Origin of the sequence: Bacteroides celer, assembly GCF_002632415.2 — a bacterium.
GTDB lineage: Bacteria > Bacteroidota > Bacteroidia > Bacteroidales > Bacteroidaceae > Bacteroides.
In genome coordinates this window covers 4,194,328-4,210,182 of record NZ_CP178209.1, presented here as the reverse complement: position 1 = coordinate 4,210,182, position 15,855 = coordinate 4,194,328, and the positions used below count along the sequence as shown (strand labels likewise).

The following is a 15,855-nucleotide window of genomic DNA, read 5'->3' as shown; positions in this document are numbered from 1 at the left end:
AGTCAGTTGTTATTTGATTATGGTTGATACTGTGGGGATAAACGTAGTGTCGATCAGATTCTTTTCAGAGTAGGTTTGAGGGATTCGGTGGTTTTCTTTCAACCAGTGTATAGCCTTGTCTATCGCTTCAGCGGAGGGGCGTTTTGCTTTTTGATAATTGGGGAGGGCGACGAGTCCTGTCAGATTTTCGGGCACACCTATTTCTATCAATACTTGCTCCCATTCTTTCTGTGGGTGCATTTTTATGTAATCTACTCCCAGGTTATATCCTGTGATGAGTAGCTCGATTTCTTCTCTCTTCTCGTTGAGCGCTTTTCGTGAAAAAGCGGTAGCGGTGAAATCGATACCCAACTCTTGCGTACTTACCAATGAACGATGTTTACTGTTCATGGCGATGGATGCGGCAGGGTCGGGTAGGAAAGAGGCATCAATTTGATTGTACTGCAACATTTGCAGACGGAGAGGAAGCTGGCCGATTTCCGGCATGTTTATTTCCGCATGCTTGATTCCGGCTTTGCTTAATAGCTGGTCGGTGGCATATTCGATAACTGTGTTGCGCGACACGGCGATATTCTTTTCCTTGAGCTGTTCCAGTTGGTTGATGTTACTTTCTTTGGAGACAATGAAGCAGAAATAACCATCATTCTTCAGGATGAATCCTAAATCAGTATGATGAATAGCTTGTAATGCTACCGCACTGGGATAGTCAGTAATCATGCCATCCATTTTCCGGGTTTGGAAAGCGGCGTCCCGGTCGTTGGCAGAGTTGAATGAAAGAATGGTCAAATCCAGTCCTAATGAGTCGTAAATGCCTTGCGTTTTGGCTATATGAAAAGGAAGTCCGTCCAGTGTAGGCATCATGCCCAGGGTAAGTGGTTGCAGTTCGGTTAGAGGTAAAAAAGAGCTGTCTCCTTTCTTACTCTGACAAGAGTAAAGGAAGAAAAGGATGAACCAAAAGAATAGTATCGGTCTTTTCATACCTCGTTTTTATAAATAAGAGGAATTCTGTTTTTATAAATAAGGGCAACTCTTTTCACAAAGAACTGCCCTTCTAATAATTAACTATGTGATTTTAACAATTATCTTATTCTTGAATAGCAGCGATACCTGGAAGAACTTTTCCTTCGATTGCTTCGAGCAATGCGCCACCACCAGTTGAAACATAAGATACACCGCTAGCCAAACCAAACTTGTTAACACAAGCTACAGAGTCGCCACCACCCACAAGTGAGAATGCGCCGTTCTTAGTTGCTTCAACGATTGCTTCACCTACTGCACGTGAGCCGTGAGTGAAGTTGTCAAATTCGAATACGCCTGTAGGACCGTTCCAAAGAATAGTCTTAGATTCTTTGATAACGTTAGCGAAGATTTCTTCAGTCTTAGGACCGATATCAAGACCTTCCCATCCGTCAGGAATTTCGTCAACAGCACAGAATTTAGTATTTGCATCGTTAGAGAATGCGTCAGCAATCTTAGCGTCAACAGCCAATACCAGGTTTACACCTTTTTCTTTTGCTTTTTTCATCAAATCCAAAGCCAGGTCAAGTTTGTCGTCCTCACAGATAGAGATACCGATTTTGCCGCCCATAGCTTTAGTAAATGTATAAGTCATACCACCAGCGATAATCAGGTTGTCTACCTTGCTCAACAGGTTTTCGATGATTTCGATTTTAGAAGAAACTTTAGAACCGCCCATAATAGCAGTGAACGGACGTTTGATATCGTTCAATACTTTATCAACAGCTTTCACTTCTTTTTCCATCAAGTAACCGAACATCTTGTTGTTTACATCGAAATATTTAGCGATCAATGCTGTAGAAGCGTGTGCACGGTGAGCAGTACCGAATGCGTCGTTAACGTAGCAGTCAGCGTAAGAAGCCAATTTCTTGGTAAATTCTTTCTGGCTTTCTTTTACTGCTTTCTTAGCAGCAGCTTTTTCTTCGTCAGTTGCATCTTCTGCCAAACCTCTTGGTTTGCCTTCTTCTTCAGCGTAGAAACGAAGGTTTTCGAGCAACAGCACTTCTCCCGGTTGCAGAGCAGCAGCTTTTACAGCAGCTTCTTCGCCCATGCAGTCGTTAGCGAACTGAACCTCAACGCCCAGCAATTCAGACAGATGCTTGATGATATGTTTCAAAGAGAATTTATCGGCAACGCCTTTCGGACGGCCCAGGTGAGAGCCAATGATGATGCTTCCGCCGTCTGCCAGGATCTTCTTCAAAGTAGGAAGAGCTGCACGCATACGAGTGTCATCTGTAATGTTGAAGTTTTCGTCCAGGGGTACATTGAAGTCCACGCGAACAAATGCCTTTTTACCGGCAAAATTGAATTTGTCAATTGTCTGCATAATACTCTATTTTTATTTAAAAGTGTTTTTAAAATTCTTCTTTTAGAACGACCGCAAAGTTACTATTTATTTCGGTTCCTTGCTATTAAATCGTTATTTATTCTTGGCTTTTGGTTCCTCTTTTGTAACTTTATAGGTGTTACAGAAATATTTGCACATCATTTGCAAACCACAGGTGTCACATTTGGGAGTACGTGCCTGACAAACGTAACGGCCGTGCAGGATGAGCCAGTGATGGGCAATCGGTATGAGCTTTTCCGGAATATTCTTCACCAGTTCTTTTTCCACGCTGAACGGGGTGGTGCAACTGTCCGGCACCAGTCCGATACGGTGGCTGACACGGAACACGTGTGTATCTACCGCCATTGCCGCTTTTTTGAATACAACCGACTGAATCACATTGGCAGTCTTTCTTCCTACACCGGGCAACTTTATCAGATCTTCCAGATTATCCGGCACCTCGCTATTGAAGTCATTCACCAGCATCTTTGCCATACCGACCAGATGTTTGGCTTTGTTGTTGGGATAAGACACGCTTCGTATATATTCGAAAATCACTTCCGGCGTAGTGGCAGCCAATGCTTCCGGAGTCGGAAAATCTTTATACAAAGGAGGAGTGATGATATTCACCCGTTTGTCCGTACATTGTGCAGAAAGAATAACAGCGATCAGCAACTCATACGGATTGTTGTAATGCAGTTCGGTTTCGGCCACAGGTATGTTGTCCTGAAACCAGGCGATTACTTTCTCATAACGTTCTTTCTTTCTCATCGTAGCTTGTTTTTATGGTAATGAGGCGTCACTTTTAGTCTGAAATAGAGGGCGGAAACTACCGTCAGGCAGGCTCCGAAAAGATAGGCCTTATCAAATGTACTTATTTCTGCGATATATCCTCCCGTCAGCATACCGATACCGATTCCTACATCCCAGGAAGTGAGGTAGGTGGAAGTCGCTGTTCCCCGCTGACTGTTGGGGGCGAGGTTGACAAACAGCGTGTTAAATGCCGGAAACATAATTCCAAACCCGACACCCATTAATAATGCGATGCCAAAAAACAGCAGGGTACAGGCTGTATCATCCCATTGAATCAGATATACACAAGTTGAAAGCAGGAAGAAGCTGAAAACAACCAGGTATAATCCGGCAGCTATTACTTGCGTTATTTTTCCGCGATCCACCAGTTTTCCTGAAAAGATGCGGGAGATGGCCATACCGACTGCCATAAAGGTAAAGAAGAACCCGGTTTGTGTGTTCAATCCTATTTGGCGGGCGTACATGGCGACATAGTTAGTGGTCATTCCGTAAGGGATGGAAAGTAACAGCAGACTAAGTCCGGCAGGCAGTCCTTTCATCAGGATAAAGCGGTCGAGCGAGATCGGTTCCCGTTTCACAGGAGGCTTGTAGGGCGTTTTAACCAGACTTGCGCATAGAAAACCTAAAATACAGGAACCGAATGCATAGCAGAATATCGTAGCAAAAGAAACTCCCGCATCATGCAGAAACAGTCCGAACATCGGTCCGATGGACATGGCTGTATTGTTGGTAAGCCCGTAATAACCTAAGCCTTCCCCTCGCCGGGAAGAGGGCATAATGTCTATTACTACCGTGTTTCCGCCTACTGTGACCATTCCGAAAGAGACGCCATGAATGATTCGGAATATAATAAATAAGGTAAGGGAACCGGCAATTAAATATCCGCCGAACATCATCATAAAGATGAAGTAAGCAAACAGATAAAGAGGTTTTCGGGCAAACGTGTCGAGCAGATAACCGGAAAATGGACGGATACAGAGAGCTGCCACCGTGTAGCAGGAGAGGACAATGCCGATAGTGGAATTTCCAGCTTGGAAGAATTCGGATAAATAGAACGGCAAAACAGGAATCAGCAACCAGAAACCGAAGTATAGCAGGAAGTTGGCTGCCAAGATGAAACAATAACTGGGAGTAATGAGTCTATCCTTTGCCATAATGAATGATCGTTCAATCGACCGATTCGCATTGATTGGAAACCAACGCCGTTGGCCTGATTGGTCTGTTGATGAATATGCCAATGTCCCGATCACCGTCCGACGGTTTCATTGGGAACATTGGCATACTGGTAAATTTAGCACATTATTAATATGCCGCTTCGAATTCTTTTAGGAAGCGTGTATCGTTTTCAGAGAACATACGGAGGTCTTTCACCTGATATTTCAGGTTTGTGATACGCTCGATACCCATACCGAGGGCATAACCGCTGTATCTTTTGCTGTCTATACCATTTGATTCAAGTACGTTCGGGTCTACCATACCGCAACCGAGGATTTCTACCCAGCCGGTGTGTTTACAGAACGGACATCCTTTACCGCCGCAGATATTACAGCTGATATCCATTTCCGCACTTGGTTCGGTAAACGGGAAGTAAGACGGACGCAGACGGATCTTTGTATCAGCACCGAACATTTCTTTGGCGAAGAGCAGCAATACCTGCTTCAAGTCGGTGAATGATACGTTTTTATCTACATACAGCGCTTCTACCTGATGGAAGAAACAGTGTGCGCGATAGCTGATAGCTTCGTTACGATATACACGTCCCGGACAGATGATGCGGATAGGAGGCTGTGAAGTTTCCATCACACGAGTCTGTACAGAAGAAGTATGTGTACGCAATACTACGTCCGGGTGAGCTTCGATAAAGAAAGTGTCCTGCATATCGCGTGCCGGATGGTCTTCGGCAAAGTTCAGTGCCGAGAACACGTGCCAGTCATCTTCAATTTCCGGACCTTCGGCAATGCTGAATCCCAGACGGGCAAAGATATCAATGATTTCGTTCTTTACAATGGTGAGCGGGTGGCGTGTACCGAGTTCTACAGGATAAGCCGAACGCGTCAAATCCAGTCCGTCACAATCGTTGTCCTGACTTTCAAACATTTCTTTCAGCGCGTTGATTTTGTCCTGCGCTTTTGTTTTCAGTTCATTCAGTCTCATGCCGACTTCTTTTTTCTGTTCGGCAGCTACATTACGGAAATCTGCCATTAAGTCGTTAATGGCTCCCTTCTTACTTAGGTATTTGATGCGGAGAGCTTCGAGTTCTTCGGCATTGGAGGCGTGTAAGGCTTCCACCTCTTTCAGAAGTTGTTCAATCTTAGCTATCATATTTTTGATGTATTGTTATTCAGTTTCTTAGTAAAAACCGTGCAAAGATATAATTTTATCACGAACCATCGAAATAATTTGTATCTTTGTTGCCGATATGTACCGAAAATCCGGCAACTTATGAAAAAGATTGTTTTCTGTCTTCTGCTTTTAACCTTTTCTTTTCGCCTTGCGGCCCAGATTGACTATTTGGAGCCGGTGAAACCTTTTTCCACTTATACAGGCGAGTTAGGCGAATATTATCGTAGTGTGTTTTCTTTACTTAATACGGGCTTCCAGAAACAGCCTTATGCGCGTTTTGCAGCTATCCCTTCCTTTTCGCCGGAGTATGCAATGTCGGTAGAGAAGAGGAATGGACGTTATACCCTGGTTTCGAACACATTATCGCGTACTTATTGGCAGGCAGAGAAGGGGACGGTGACGGTGGATACTAAATCGGTTGTCATTAGTGCTTCCCTATATCAGTCTTTAGGGGCTATCTTTCGTTTGGTGACAGAACAGGTACAGGATTTGGACGGTTCTACGGCTGGTTTGGATGGAATTGTTTATTTTTTCTCTTCTACGGATGCCAAAGGTAAAGAGCAGATGGGACGTAAATGGTCGCCGGAAAAGGGAACGTTGATGGAACGTCTCGTGTTGGTTTGTCAGTCGGCTTATATGTTATCCCGGGGGGAGAATATTTCGGAACAGACATTGGCGGTGGAGGCCGCTGCTTTATTAAAAGCATTGCAACAGCGCACCAAGGAAGAGCCGGATGCTTATAAGCGGCCGATGTATATCGGAATTTATCCGGTGGGTCCCCGTTCAAAGACACTTTCCGGAAGACAGGTGGAGGAACCTGCTCATTTCTCTGCGATGACTCCGGAAGAATATATTGCCAGTGAAATGGTTTATCCGTCAGGGCTTTTGGAGAAGAATGTTTCGGGTTATGCTTTATGTGAGTTTACTATTGATAAAGAAGGGGTTATCCTTCGTCCTCATATTCTACGTTCCACTCATCCGGAATTTGCAGAGGAGGCTCTCCGCATTGTCAAAGGAATGCCGAAATGGTCACCTGCATTGGTGGGAGGAAAGCCGGCGGATAGTAATTACACTCTTTATGTTCCTTTCCGTCCGCAACTCTATCGGAATAAATAAGCAACTTTGCATCTAAAGTCCGATTAATAAAAAAGAAATATTGCATTTATAAGTTGAACTTATACTCTCTCCAATAAATAAAAAAAATAAATTTGCTGTCATCTGTCACAGATTGTAGCTTAACTGTTTGATTATGAAAAGTTAATGGCGTGACAGCAGCATGGTGACAGCACTGTGACGGCAATAATGCTGTCACTATTCTCCCGTGTAGTTGTTTACTTATTTGTCTTATATAAAATTCTATTGTAACTAAAAAGCTTGTCATTTATTATCTTTCTTTTCAGAAAAAAGAAGTATATTTGCAATCAAGGACCGGACCTTTGACAGCCGGACTTGTATTTATAGGACATTTAATTTATTAGTAGGAAAGTCGCATTTTCGAATAGATGATAAATCAAATGTCCGTGCCAAGCTTATATCCCTATCGATATATAAGTTCTGGTGCGGGCATACTGTATTTTTCATCTATGGGTATGCGACTACCTCTACTAGGAAATACATGTATCGTTCGCACCTTTTTTTATATCTGGTTGCGACGCATACATCTAAAAATAAAACGAGGTATGACAACAAAACAATGGATTGGTATTGAAGAAGCGGCAACCAAGTATCAGGTATCTACCAGACGTATTATTACTTGGTGTAAAAGGCAAGAGATTATTTATTCAGAAGTCGGCGATTATCTAATGCTTGATGAAAACAGTCTGACGGATTGTCTTGAACGAAATATCCGGTTCAGTCTTTCCGAAGAAGAACACAAACGCCGGATGGATGAGAAGATGAAGGAAAATGAAGAGGAATTTTTTCTACTTCAATCACTGAAAGAGTTGACCCCATTGATCCGGTTAATAATAAAGGAGCTTGCCGGAATGATAAGGAATGATGAAAGACGGCAACTATTTCTTTATACCGTCTTACAAGGAAATATTAAGGATTTTAGTGTCCGGAAACGCATGAAATATCGTCAAGCGCAGAAAGCATTTGAGGGACTTGTACAGGAAATAAAATCTCAAGCGGGATTCCTTAGGACGTATAAGGAAGAAAATATCCGCCTTAGAGCAACAGTACGGGCGTATGAAATGAAATCCCGCCAAAATGGCTTTGATAATGATATGTTCATGAGAGAGGCGGAAGAAACGAATCCGGAAATTTTTATTCCCGAAGATATAAAAGCGGCAAAGGCTTTACTTGATACTCCTATCACAGAATTGAAATTCGATATTCGGTCGCAGCGGATCATTTCTGAAGCTGATATAAAAACACTTCGGGAACTGCTACAAATCACTTCTCAATATGGGTTTAGGAAGTTGCGTGATATGTTACGGAATTTCGGGCTGGTTTCACAAAAGAAAGTGGAAAAACGCTTGAAAGAACTGAATGTACTGGACGTTGCCGGCAACTGCAATTTATATAGGTATCTGGATGAATGACACAGATTGGGCTGGAGTGTTTCTTTGATAGTATAATAACATGGCTGATTTCTTCAAAAATCATTAAAATAGAAAACTTTTCTTCGTTTGTATTGTCTTATAGCCATAAACTTTTAAAACGAAAACTTATGGATGATATGATTAACAGGCATGATTCGATAGCCGAGGAAAATATCGAGCCGAATGGTCGTCCGGCTAAGGACCAGTTTGAGGAATGGAGTGGCGAGGTTGCCGACCGTGCCGATGACGTATTTAAGAATGACAAGAAAGACGGTCCCATTAAAGATCGTGAGAAACGTATAGTAACCATACTATTTTCCGCCACGCCAATTTTATCGGCTGTCTTTCAGCCGATAAAATAAAAATGCCCGTAAGAAAATATTTTTGTTTTAACATTCCGGTTTATAGAAACATGGCAGAAGAGCCTTCTTGTCGCAGTCCTTACCATGAAGAATACATTCAAACAAGTGTTTCAGGTAATTCTGAGGGTCTATGCCGTTCAACTTACAGCTTTCTATCAGAGAGAAGGTGAATGCAGAGTTTTCTGCCGCATCCTCACTGCCAACGTTCATACAGTTCTTGAGCAGCAGCTTTACAGGTTTCATCCTTTGCTCACAGAGGTTGTTCGAGATTTCTGCTGAACCGTCCTTGAGGATATTTCTCAAGGATTTCCACTGGTTTATCGTATAGTTCACGGCCTTTCTCATCAGTTCGTTAGCCATAATCTTCGCATCCTGCATCATAATGACCACCTTATGATGGATACGTTCAAGAATCGGTCCTGTTAGCTTAAGCCTTCTTTCCTTAATCTGCTCACCGCTGAGTTTCATCATACGGAACAGGTCTTCATTTCTGAACATCTCACCGATAGGATCTATTATGTCCATCGCTGTTCTGTCTGAAGGCAGGGCATCAACCCACAACCTTCTACAATGCGTCCAGCATCCTATATGAAGCACCTTTGAGTCGTCTCCGTCAAACATCCTGTAAACCGTATATCCGTCAGTGGATATGGTTCCCATAAAATATTCCAGGAATGATTTTGCCGCATCGGACGACCTGCTGCCGTTATTATAGTGATAATAGACCATCTTAATATGCTTGGCAAAGAAAGCCCATAAGTACTTTCTCCTGTAAGCCTTACCTTCCTTTGTTTCCACTCCAACAAGCTCAGTAGTCTCATCAACCATAAGGTAATTAGCTCTCTGTACAAACTCCTTGAAGACATCTTCCATGAACTCCCTTAGTTTGGCGATTCCGTTATGGATATAGCTGTTCAGCGTGGTATTGCTTATGTGGATACCCTCTCTTGCAAGCAGTCTTATCTGTCTGTTCTCAGGCATGCTGAAGTCATATTTCAGACAAAGCAGACGGGCAAGCAGTTCAGGAGAGAAGATACCTCCAAGGTTTTTCAGCGGATGTTCCATGGTGCTTGTGAAAGTGCCGTCCGCAAGCTTTACCCTTGCCACCTTGTAAACATGCTCCACGTTATAAGCCCTTACATGTTCTATGACCCTGTATTCCCACACATCAGGCATACCGTTGCGGTTCATAAACCGTCCCCCTTCTGGAAGCGTGTAATACTCGTCCACTTCATGTACTACCACCTTGTCAACTTTCAATTTTGTTTTCCCGGCACGTGGTGCGGTTTCCTTTCTCCTTGAAGGTTTGCTGTTCTGGGCAGGTATGTTGCCGGAAGAGGTATTGCTGCCGGTTTCGTTATCATCGGTCTTATTATTATCATCCTTCCTGTCAGAACCGTCATACTCGGATTGTTCCAGAGCGGACTTGTCGAGATTACGGTTGTTCAACAGCCTTCTTTGCTCGGAAGTACGGCCGAAACGGTGTTTCCTGCTGTCCTCAAGCTGAAGTCTGAGATTGGAGATCTCGTTTGCCAGCATCCTGTTCACCTCATCCTTTGCTTCAAGCTGCTTTCTCATAAGTTCCATTTCTTTCCTGTAATGTTCAACCGTGGTTGACTGCTTTTCGATGGTATCTTTGAGATCATTGATGGTATCTATCAGATTTTTAGAGTTCTCCCTGTTGGATTCTTCAATAGACTCAAGCCTCGCAATCAATTCTTTATTCTGTTTGCGAAGACCTGCCTTTTCCTCATTCGCCAGACCCAGCTGGCAGCAAAGTAACTCGTATGCTCTTTCATCAATCATGATATAAAGGTACGAAAAATCAGGCACTTACGCAAACTTTTTACCGTTTATTTTTTATACTATCCTGTTGATAATCAGTATGTTAATATTAGCCTTTCGGACTAACGTACATCTTGTCAACTACAATGCTTTCCGTAAGATAAGCCATGTCCGACCACTGTATCCGGTAGCACCTGGAGACTTCATCAAATACAGGTTTCTTGAATTTGCCCATAACAGGACGTTTTTCGTAAAGCACATAAAAACCGCGTTCGTAATGAAGTATCTTCACAACCTTTCGGTTCCGGGACATGAACATATATACATTGGACGCATCGCTCGGGTCAAGGGACATTTCTTCCCTTATACTCTCACACAGACGGAAAATGCCTTTCCGCAAATCAACATTACCGTTAAACAGGTAATAGTTAAGGTTAGCACTCAGTCCAAGCATATCATCCTATCATTTTATTAAGCAACAGGCTCAAATCAAGAACGGTGGTGTTTCTCAGGAACAGTGTTGCGCCAGACGCCAGCTGTAACTTGATCCATTTTATTGGTGGTTCACCTTCAGGATGTTTCACGTCCAACTTCACAGTTGGACTATTGCATGGTTTCCCGGTTATCTGGACTTTGGCAACCTTGGGCTGCTCAACCTGGACTGTCTTGCCTAACTTCTCACTCCACAACTGGTGACGCTGCCAGTTCATGAACTTGTCGTAATTTACACCATAATCAGCACAGAACTCTCGAAGATCTTTGGTCTCGCTGCATAACTGGTAGAGGTCATATACCTCCTGATAGTTTACTTTTTCTTTTGCCATAATCATTCTTGTTAAAGGTTACGGCGCAAAGATATGGCGGCTAACAACTTATGTCAAGGCGGAAAATAGAATGGTTACAAACGTATAAAAGAAATGGACGAAGTGATTAAAAAGGACCTTGAATAAAGGTCCTTTTTTTGCTATTTATGCAAAAAAAAGGAAGTCTGATTTGTCGGGATATTATTTGATTGTAATTTCTATTTGTATATTCTTGGGTATAAGCTCTACTCCATATTTTTTCTTGAACATAGCTTTAGCTCTTTGTACCGAAGTGTCATTGGAGGGATTACGGCTTGATACAATAATAGCCTTTTTTTTAATTGTATGGTTGGGGGCTGATAATTGCTGGATACTGGCTTCCAGTTGTTCAACAGCATGAGGCAGATCTTTCCCCTTTAATTCAACAAAATATTCGTTGTGACAATGGTCGAGTATCAGGTAGTCACATCTGATGCCATCAGTAATTTGGCAACCATCAACCTTTATTTTTGTGAGTAGATGCTGATTGGGATTTGAGAAAACGCATTTGCATTTATTTTCTTTTACTACCAGCAACTTATCTGTTACTTCCCATGTGCAGGCTTGTTTGAATATTGCCATATTATTCTAAATCTAATAATGAAGAAAAAATCCTTCCCTGTTCATCTGAAGTAGAGTCTATTTGGTCGGCGACAATGATGTTATATTCTTTATCTAAGATAGAAATGATATGTCCTTTTTCTATCTTATAGGCAGTAATTTTATTAAAGTCAACCCAACTGCTTTTAGGCATGAGTGCTGCAATCTCTTCTTCTTTTTCCGGGTGTAACTTAGATACGTTACCGGCTTCTAGCATATTGTTTAAAGCCGACAGTAGATATGGGCTATGAGTTGTTATTGTCAGCTGATGACATTCTTTTACTATGTGTTGGAGCAAAGCAATTTGAGTTTCAGGAAAGAGATTAAGTTCCGGTTCTTCTATTACGAAGTGAGTGTCCGATTGCTCCTTGGTGATGTAATCAATAACCATGAGTAAGGGTACGACGGATTGAATACCCGACGATGCGTCTTTGAATGGAATGATTTTATCATAATTGCTTAAAACTAGATTCTCACTAGCCTCACGGACTTGGAATATTATATTGAAAATAGGAACTTGATAATTTACGAATAGGTTCTTTGCTTTTTCATAGAAAGAGGCAAATTCCAACAATGTGACTGGTATAGGTGCTTTGGACAACACCAAAGTAGCTATGGAGCGGGAGAATGTACTAATGAAGAAGCGTTCTGCCGGAATGTATAAATTATGGCTTGTCGAATGGTACGAAAAAGTGAAATTGAAGGAACCATCTTCGTAGGTGATATCTCCTTGTTCTGAAGAATAACTAATATAGCTGTCCGGATTAAAATACGAAATAATATTGTACTCGGAGAACTTAGTCATTAAATAGTCGGAATCAACCTTCAAAACTTTATCCCTACTATTCTCGAAGATAGTAATTAGTTTGGCCACTGTGCTCTTTCCGGCTCCTTGTTCACCTATGAAGATATTGAAGTCTTTCAATGCAATATCTGCTGAAGCGATAGCTCCAAAATTACGAATGATAAGTTTGCGCTCCATAATTATCAAATAACTTGGTTCTGATTCGTACAATATAATTACTTCAAGAAGGCTATCAAAAAAGAGCAACTCTTTTGGAAATTGCTCTTTTAAAAAGTGGAGCGTATCGGACTCGAACCGATCACCTCGACACTGCCAGTGTCGCGCTCTAGCCAGATGAGCTAACGCCCCTTTTCTATCTTATATGATAACGTTTGTAAACGAATCTTTTTTGTTGCCGCAAATATAATGCATTATTCTGAAATAATTGCTATGTTTGCGGTAAATAATAGTATGAAATTAAGATATGCTGATTTATAATACAACTTTTCAAGTGGACGATGACGTTCACGACAATTTCATGATTTGGATAAAAGAGAGTTATATTCCTGAAGTACAGAAACACGGTACGTTGAAGGCACCGCGCATTTGCAGGATATTAAGTCATCGGGAAGAAGGAAGTGCGTATTCTTTGCAATGGGAGGTGGAAAGCAGTGGATTACTACATCGCTGGCATCTGGAACAGGGAGTGCGGCTAAATGACGAACTGGCAAAAATATTTAAAGATAAAGTGATCGGGTTTCCGACCTTGATGGAGGTGATAGAGTGATTCAACCGGTAAAAGAAAAGATAATCCTGGGGATTGACCCCGGTACGACAATCATGGGATACGGTGTTCTAAGAGTGAAAGGAACCAAGCCCGAAATGATTGCGATGGGGATTATCGACTTGCGTAAATTTGCCAACCACTATCTGAAACTTCGCCATATCCATGAACGGGTATTGAGCATTATTGAAAGTTATCTGCCTGATGAGCTGGCTATTGAAGCGCCTTTCTTCGGTAAAAATGTACAATCGATGTTGAAGTTGGGCCGTGCACAGGGGGTAGCGATGGCAGTGGCGTTGAGTCGGGATATTCCGATTACGGAATATGCTCCTTTGAAGATAAAGATGGCTATCACCGGAAACGGGCAGGCATCCAAAGAACAGGTAGCGGATATGTTGCAGCGGATGTTGCGCTTTCCCAAAGAGGATATGCCTACTTTTATGGATGCAACAGACGGATTGGCAGCAGCCTATTGTCATTTCCTGCAAATGGGGCGGCCGACAATGGAAAAAGGTTATAATAGCTGGAAGGATTTTATAGCGAAGAATCCGGATAAGGTGAAGTAAAGCGACTGATTATAGGGATAGATATAAAGGAAATATCTAGGGGAGGTTTAAATGAAGATGGGAGGTAATTATTTAGCAATATTAGGGGTGACTACAGTGACAACAGTAATGAGCTGCTCCCCTGCGAAAAAGGAATATGCTTCTTTTGAGCTGTATCCGGTTCGTACGGGAAGTCTTACGGAAATGGAATATACGCCGTTGGCAACCAAATTTTATCTTTGGTCACCAACTGCAGAAGAAGTACGCCTGATGCTATATGATGCCGGTGAAGGCGGACATGCTTATGAAACAGTAAAGATGGAGCCCACAGAAGATGGAACCTGGACAACTTCAGTAGATAAGAACCTACTTGGTAAATTCTATGCCTTCAATGTAAAAATCAATGATAAATGGCAGGGAGACACGCCGGGAATCAATGCCCATGCTGTCGGAGTGAATGGGAAACGTGCTGCCATTATTGACTGGAAGACTACAAATCCCGAGGGATGGGAGAGTGACAGGCGTCCTTCTCTGAAATCTCCTGCTGATATGATTATCTATGAAATGCATCATCGTGACTTCTCGGTTGATTCTACTTCGGGAATTAAGAATAAAGGTAAATACCTCGCATTGACTGAACACGGGACCATGAATTCAGATAAGTTATTGACCGGTATCGATCACTTGATAGAACTGGGAGTGACACATGTACATCTTCTTCCTTCCTCTGATTATGCTTCTATCGACGAAACAAAACTGGAAGAAAACCACTATAACTGGGGATATGATCCGGCGAATTATAATGTGCCGGATGGCTCTTATTCAACTGATCCTTATCAACCTGCCACTCGTGTGAAAGAGTTCAAACAAATGGTACAAGCACTGCATAGAGCTGGTATCCGTGTGATAATGGATATGGTTTATAATCATACTTTTAATACCGTTGAAAGTAATTTTGAACGTACTGTTCCCGGTTATTTTTATCGTCAGAAAGAAGACGGGACATTGGCAAATGGTTCCGGATGCGGTAATGAGACGGCAAGTGAACGCCCTATGATGCGCAAGTTTATGATAGAGTCCGTTCTTTATTGGATAAAAGAATATCATATTGACGGTTTCCGTTTTGACTTGATGGGAGTGCATGATATTGAAACCATGAATGAGATCCGGAAAGCGGTGAACAAGGTTGATCCTACCATTTGTATTTATGGAGAAGGTTGGGCAGCCGACACTCCCCAATATCCGGCAGATTCGTTGGCAATGAAAGGGAATGTTTCCCACATGCCGGGAATTGCCGTATTCTCGGATGAATTGCGTGATGGGCTTTGCGGACCTGTGTGGAAAAAGGAGAAAGGGGCTTTCCTCGCCGGAGTTCCGGGAGCAGAAATGAGTGTTAAATTCGGTATTGTGGGTGCTATTGAGCATCCGCAAGTACGGTGTGATTCTGTTAATTACAGTCAGAAACCGTGGGCGGAGCAGCCTACCCAGATGATTAGCTACGTTTCCTGCCATGACGGTTTGTGTCTTGTTGATCGCTTGAAAGCAAGTATGCCGGGAGCTACTCCCGAGCAACTGGTCCGGCTTGATAAGCTTGCGCAGACGGTAGTCTTCACTTCGCAAGGTATTCCTTTTATCTATGCGGGAGAAGAAGTGATGCGCGATAAACAAGGGGTGGATAATAGTTATAAGAGTCCGGATGCAGTCAATGCTATCGATTGGCGACGTAAAACGACGAACGGAGATGTTTTCATGTATTATAAGCGACTCATAGATCTGCGTAAGTCCCATCCCGCTTTCCGTATGGGAGATGCGGAAAGGGTTCGGAAACATCTGGAGTTTCTTCCGGTGGAAGGACAAAACCTGATTGCATTCCGCCTGAAGGATCATGCGAACGGAGATAGTTGGGAAGATATTATCGTGGCTTTTAATTCCCGTATGACTCCTGCGCGTTTGGAAGTGCCTGTTGGTAAATATACAGTGGTATGCAAAGATGGTGTGATAGATGTGCGTGGATTAGGTACGCAGATCGGACCGGAAGTAATTATTCCCGGACAGTCTGCATTGATTATGTATAAGTAGCTTTAGTCATTATTTGTCATATCAATAA

General features: G+C 42.6%; 16 protein-coding genes and 1 tRNA gene. 6 read left to right on the top strand and 11 right to left on the bottom strand.

Features of this window, described 5'->3' with window-relative positions; translation table 11 throughout:
• Window positions 1–9: 9 nt before the first annotated feature.
• The 5 genes from CJF29_RS17330 to pheS form a co-directional block, all read right to left on the bottom strand.
• Window positions 10–978, bottom strand: a complete 969-nt coding sequence (locus tag CJF29_RS17330) for an ABC transporter substrate-binding protein (RefSeq protein ID WP_099147591.1) — start codon at window positions 976–978, stop codon at window positions 10–12.
• A gap of 106 nt (window positions 979–1,084) precedes the next feature.
• Window positions 1,085–2,344 (bottom strand): phosphoglycerate kinase, encoded by a 1,260-nt coding sequence (locus tag CJF29_RS17325; RefSeq protein ID WP_004300866.1) that lies wholly within the window; start codon window positions 2,342–2,344, stop codon window positions 1,085–1,087.
• 93 nt (window positions 2,345–2,437) lie between these two features.
• On the bottom strand, window positions 2,438–3,115 hold the full coding sequence (nth, locus tag CJF29_RS17320) for an endonuclease III (protein WP_004300865.1): 678 nt from the start codon (window positions 3,113–3,115) through the stop codon (window positions 2,438–2,440).
• Entirely contained in the window at window positions 3,112–4,311 is a 1,200-nt protein-coding gene (locus CJF29_RS17315) for an MFS transporter (protein WP_008648869.1), read from the bottom strand. Before CJF29_RS17315 ends, nth begins: the two co-directional genes overlap by 4 nt.
• A 148-nt stretch (window positions 4,312–4,459) precedes the next feature.
• Window positions 4,460–5,479 (bottom strand): phenylalanine--tRNA ligase subunit alpha, encoded by a 1,020-nt coding sequence (pheS, locus tag CJF29_RS17310; RefSeq protein WP_099147590.1) that lies wholly within the window; start codon window positions 5,477–5,479, stop codon window positions 4,460–4,462.
• A 120-nt stretch (window positions 5,480–5,599) separates the two neighbouring features.
• Between pheS and CJF29_RS17305 the strand changes: the two genes are divergently transcribed.
• From CJF29_RS17305 to CJF29_RS17295, 3 genes are all read left to right on the top strand, one after another.
• Window positions 5,600–6,616: an energy transducer TonB gene (locus CJF29_RS17305; RefSeq protein ID WP_004300861.1), complete on the top strand. Its 1,017-nt coding sequence runs from the start codon at window positions 5,600–5,602 to the stop codon at window positions 6,614–6,616.
• 563 nt (window positions 6,617–7,179) lie between these two features.
• The gene (locus tag CJF29_RS17300) at window positions 7,180–8,046 is read left to right on the top strand and encodes a hypothetical protein (RefSeq protein ID WP_008648861.1); all 867 of its coding nucleotides are present in this window, start codon (window positions 7,180–7,182) and stop codon (window positions 8,044–8,046) included.
• Between the two features lie 128 nt (window positions 8,047–8,174).
• Window positions 8,175–8,408, top strand: a complete 234-nt coding sequence (locus CJF29_RS17295) for a hypothetical protein (RefSeq protein WP_099147593.1) — start codon at window positions 8,175–8,177, stop codon at window positions 8,406–8,408.
• Window positions 8,409–8,435: 27 nt separating this feature from the next.
• Here the strand turns inward: CJF29_RS17295 and tnpC are convergent, their stop codons facing one another.
• The 6 genes from tnpC to CJF29_RS17265 all read right to left on the bottom strand — a co-directional run bounded on the left by tnpC (window position 8,436) and on the right by CJF29_RS17265 (window position 12,788).
• A complete protein-coding gene (tnpC, locus tag CJF29_RS17290; RefSeq protein WP_004300191.1) occupies window positions 8,436–10,214 on the bottom strand; it encodes an IS66 family transposase in 1,779 nt (592 codons plus the stop codon).
• Window positions 10,215–10,302: 88 nt separating this feature from the next.
• Window positions 10,303–10,647 (bottom strand): IS66 family insertion sequence element accessory protein TnpB, encoded by a 345-nt coding sequence (gene tnpB / locus CJF29_RS17285; RefSeq protein WP_004297053.1) that lies wholly within the window; start codon window positions 10,645–10,647, stop codon window positions 10,303–10,305.
• Between the two features lies 1 nt (window position 10,648).
• Entirely contained in the window at window positions 10,649–11,017 is a 369-nt protein-coding gene (locus tag CJF29_RS17280) for a hypothetical protein (protein ID WP_170834904.1), read from the bottom strand.
• Between the two features lie 180 nt (window positions 11,018–11,197).
• Complete coding sequence (locus CJF29_RS17275) at window positions 11,198–11,617, bottom strand: hypothetical protein (protein ID WP_004304388.1); 420 nt, start codon at window positions 11,615–11,617, stop codon at window positions 11,198–11,200.
• Window position 11,618: 1 nt separating this feature from the next.
• Window positions 11,619–12,617, bottom strand: a complete 999-nt coding sequence (locus CJF29_RS17270) for an AAA family ATPase (protein ID WP_004311410.1) — start codon at window positions 12,615–12,617, stop codon at window positions 11,619–11,621.
• 97 nt (window positions 12,618–12,714) lie between these two features.
• Window positions 12,715–12,788: transfer RNA gene (locus CJF29_RS17265), tRNA-Ala, on the bottom strand.
• Between the two features lie 115 nt (window positions 12,789–12,903).
• On the opposite strand from CJF29_RS17265, the gene CJF29_RS17260 reads away from it, so the two are divergent.
• From CJF29_RS17260 to pulA, 3 genes are read left to right on the top strand one after another with little or no spacing between them, the layout of a single operon-like run.
• Window positions 12,904–13,206 carry a DUF4286 family protein gene (locus CJF29_RS17260; protein ID WP_004311411.1) on the top strand — a complete coding sequence of 101 codons (303 nt, stop codon included), beginning with the start codon at window positions 12,904–12,906 and terminating at the stop codon, window positions 13,204–13,206.
• Window positions 13,203–13,769 carry a crossover junction endodeoxyribonuclease RuvC gene (gene ruvC / locus CJF29_RS17255; protein WP_004300848.1) on the top strand — a complete coding sequence of 189 codons (567 nt, stop codon included), beginning with the start codon at window positions 13,203–13,205 and terminating at the stop codon, window positions 13,767–13,769. Before CJF29_RS17260 ends, ruvC begins: the two co-directional genes overlap by 4 nt.
• Window positions 13,770–13,820: 51 nt before the next feature.
• Window positions 13,821–15,827: a type I pullulanase gene (gene pulA, locus CJF29_RS17250; protein WP_099147048.1), complete on the top strand. Its 2,007-nt coding sequence runs from the start codon at window positions 13,821–13,823 to the stop codon at window positions 15,825–15,827.
• Window positions 15,828–15,855: the final 28 nt, after the last annotated feature.

Coding starts and splice junctions, on each gene's coding strand:
- CJF29_RS17330 (WP_099147591.1), bottom strand. CDS start 978: ATGAAAAGACCGATACTATTCTTTTGGTTCATCCTTTTCTTCCTTTAC.
- CJF29_RS17325 (WP_004300866.1), bottom strand. CDS start 2,344: ATGCAGACAATTGACAAATTCAATTTTGCCGGTAAAAAGGCATTTGTT.
- nth (WP_004300865.1), bottom strand. CDS start 3,115: ATGAGAAAGAAAGAACGTTATGAGAAAGTAATCGCCTGGTTTCAGGAC.
- CJF29_RS17315 (WP_008648869.1), bottom strand. CDS start 4,311: ATGGCAAAGGATAGACTCATTACTCCCAGTTATTGTTTCATCTTGGCA.
- pheS (WP_099147590.1), bottom strand. CDS start 5,479: ATGATAGCTAAGATTGAACAACTTCTGAAAGAGGTGGAAGCCTTACAC.
- CJF29_RS17305 (WP_004300861.1), top strand. CDS start 5,600: ATGAAAAAGATTGTTTTCTGTCTTCTGCTTTTAACCTTTTCTTTTCGC.
- CJF29_RS17300 (WP_008648861.1), top strand. CDS start 7,180: ATGACAACAAAACAATGGATTGGTATTGAAGAAGCGGCAACCAAGTAT.
- CJF29_RS17295 (WP_099147593.1), top strand. CDS start 8,175: ATGGATGATATGATTAACAGGCATGATTCGATAGCCGAGGAAAATATC.
- tnpC (WP_004300191.1), bottom strand. CDS start 10,214: ATGATTGATGAAAGAGCATACGAGTTACTTTGCTGCCAGCTGGGTCTG.
- tnpB (WP_004297053.1), bottom strand. CDS start 10,647: ATGCTTGGACTGAGTGCTAACCTTAACTATTACCTGTTTAACGGTAAT.
- CJF29_RS17280 (WP_170834904.1), bottom strand. CDS start 11,017: ATGGCAAAAGAAAAAGTAAACTATCAGGAGGTATATGACCTCTACCAG.
- CJF29_RS17275 (WP_004304388.1), bottom strand. CDS start 11,617: ATGGCAATATTCAAACAAGCCTGCACATGGGAAGTAACAGATAAGTTG.
- CJF29_RS17270 (WP_004311410.1), bottom strand. CDS start 12,617: ATGGAGCGCAAACTTATCATTCGTAATTTTGGAGCTATCGCTTCAGCA.
- CJF29_RS17260 (WP_004311411.1), top strand. CDS start 12,904: ATGCTGATTTATAATACAACTTTTCAAGTGGACGATGACGTTCACGAC.
- pulA (WP_099147048.1), top strand. CDS start 13,821: ATGAAGATGGGAGGTAATTATTTAGCAATATTAGGGGTGACTACAGTG.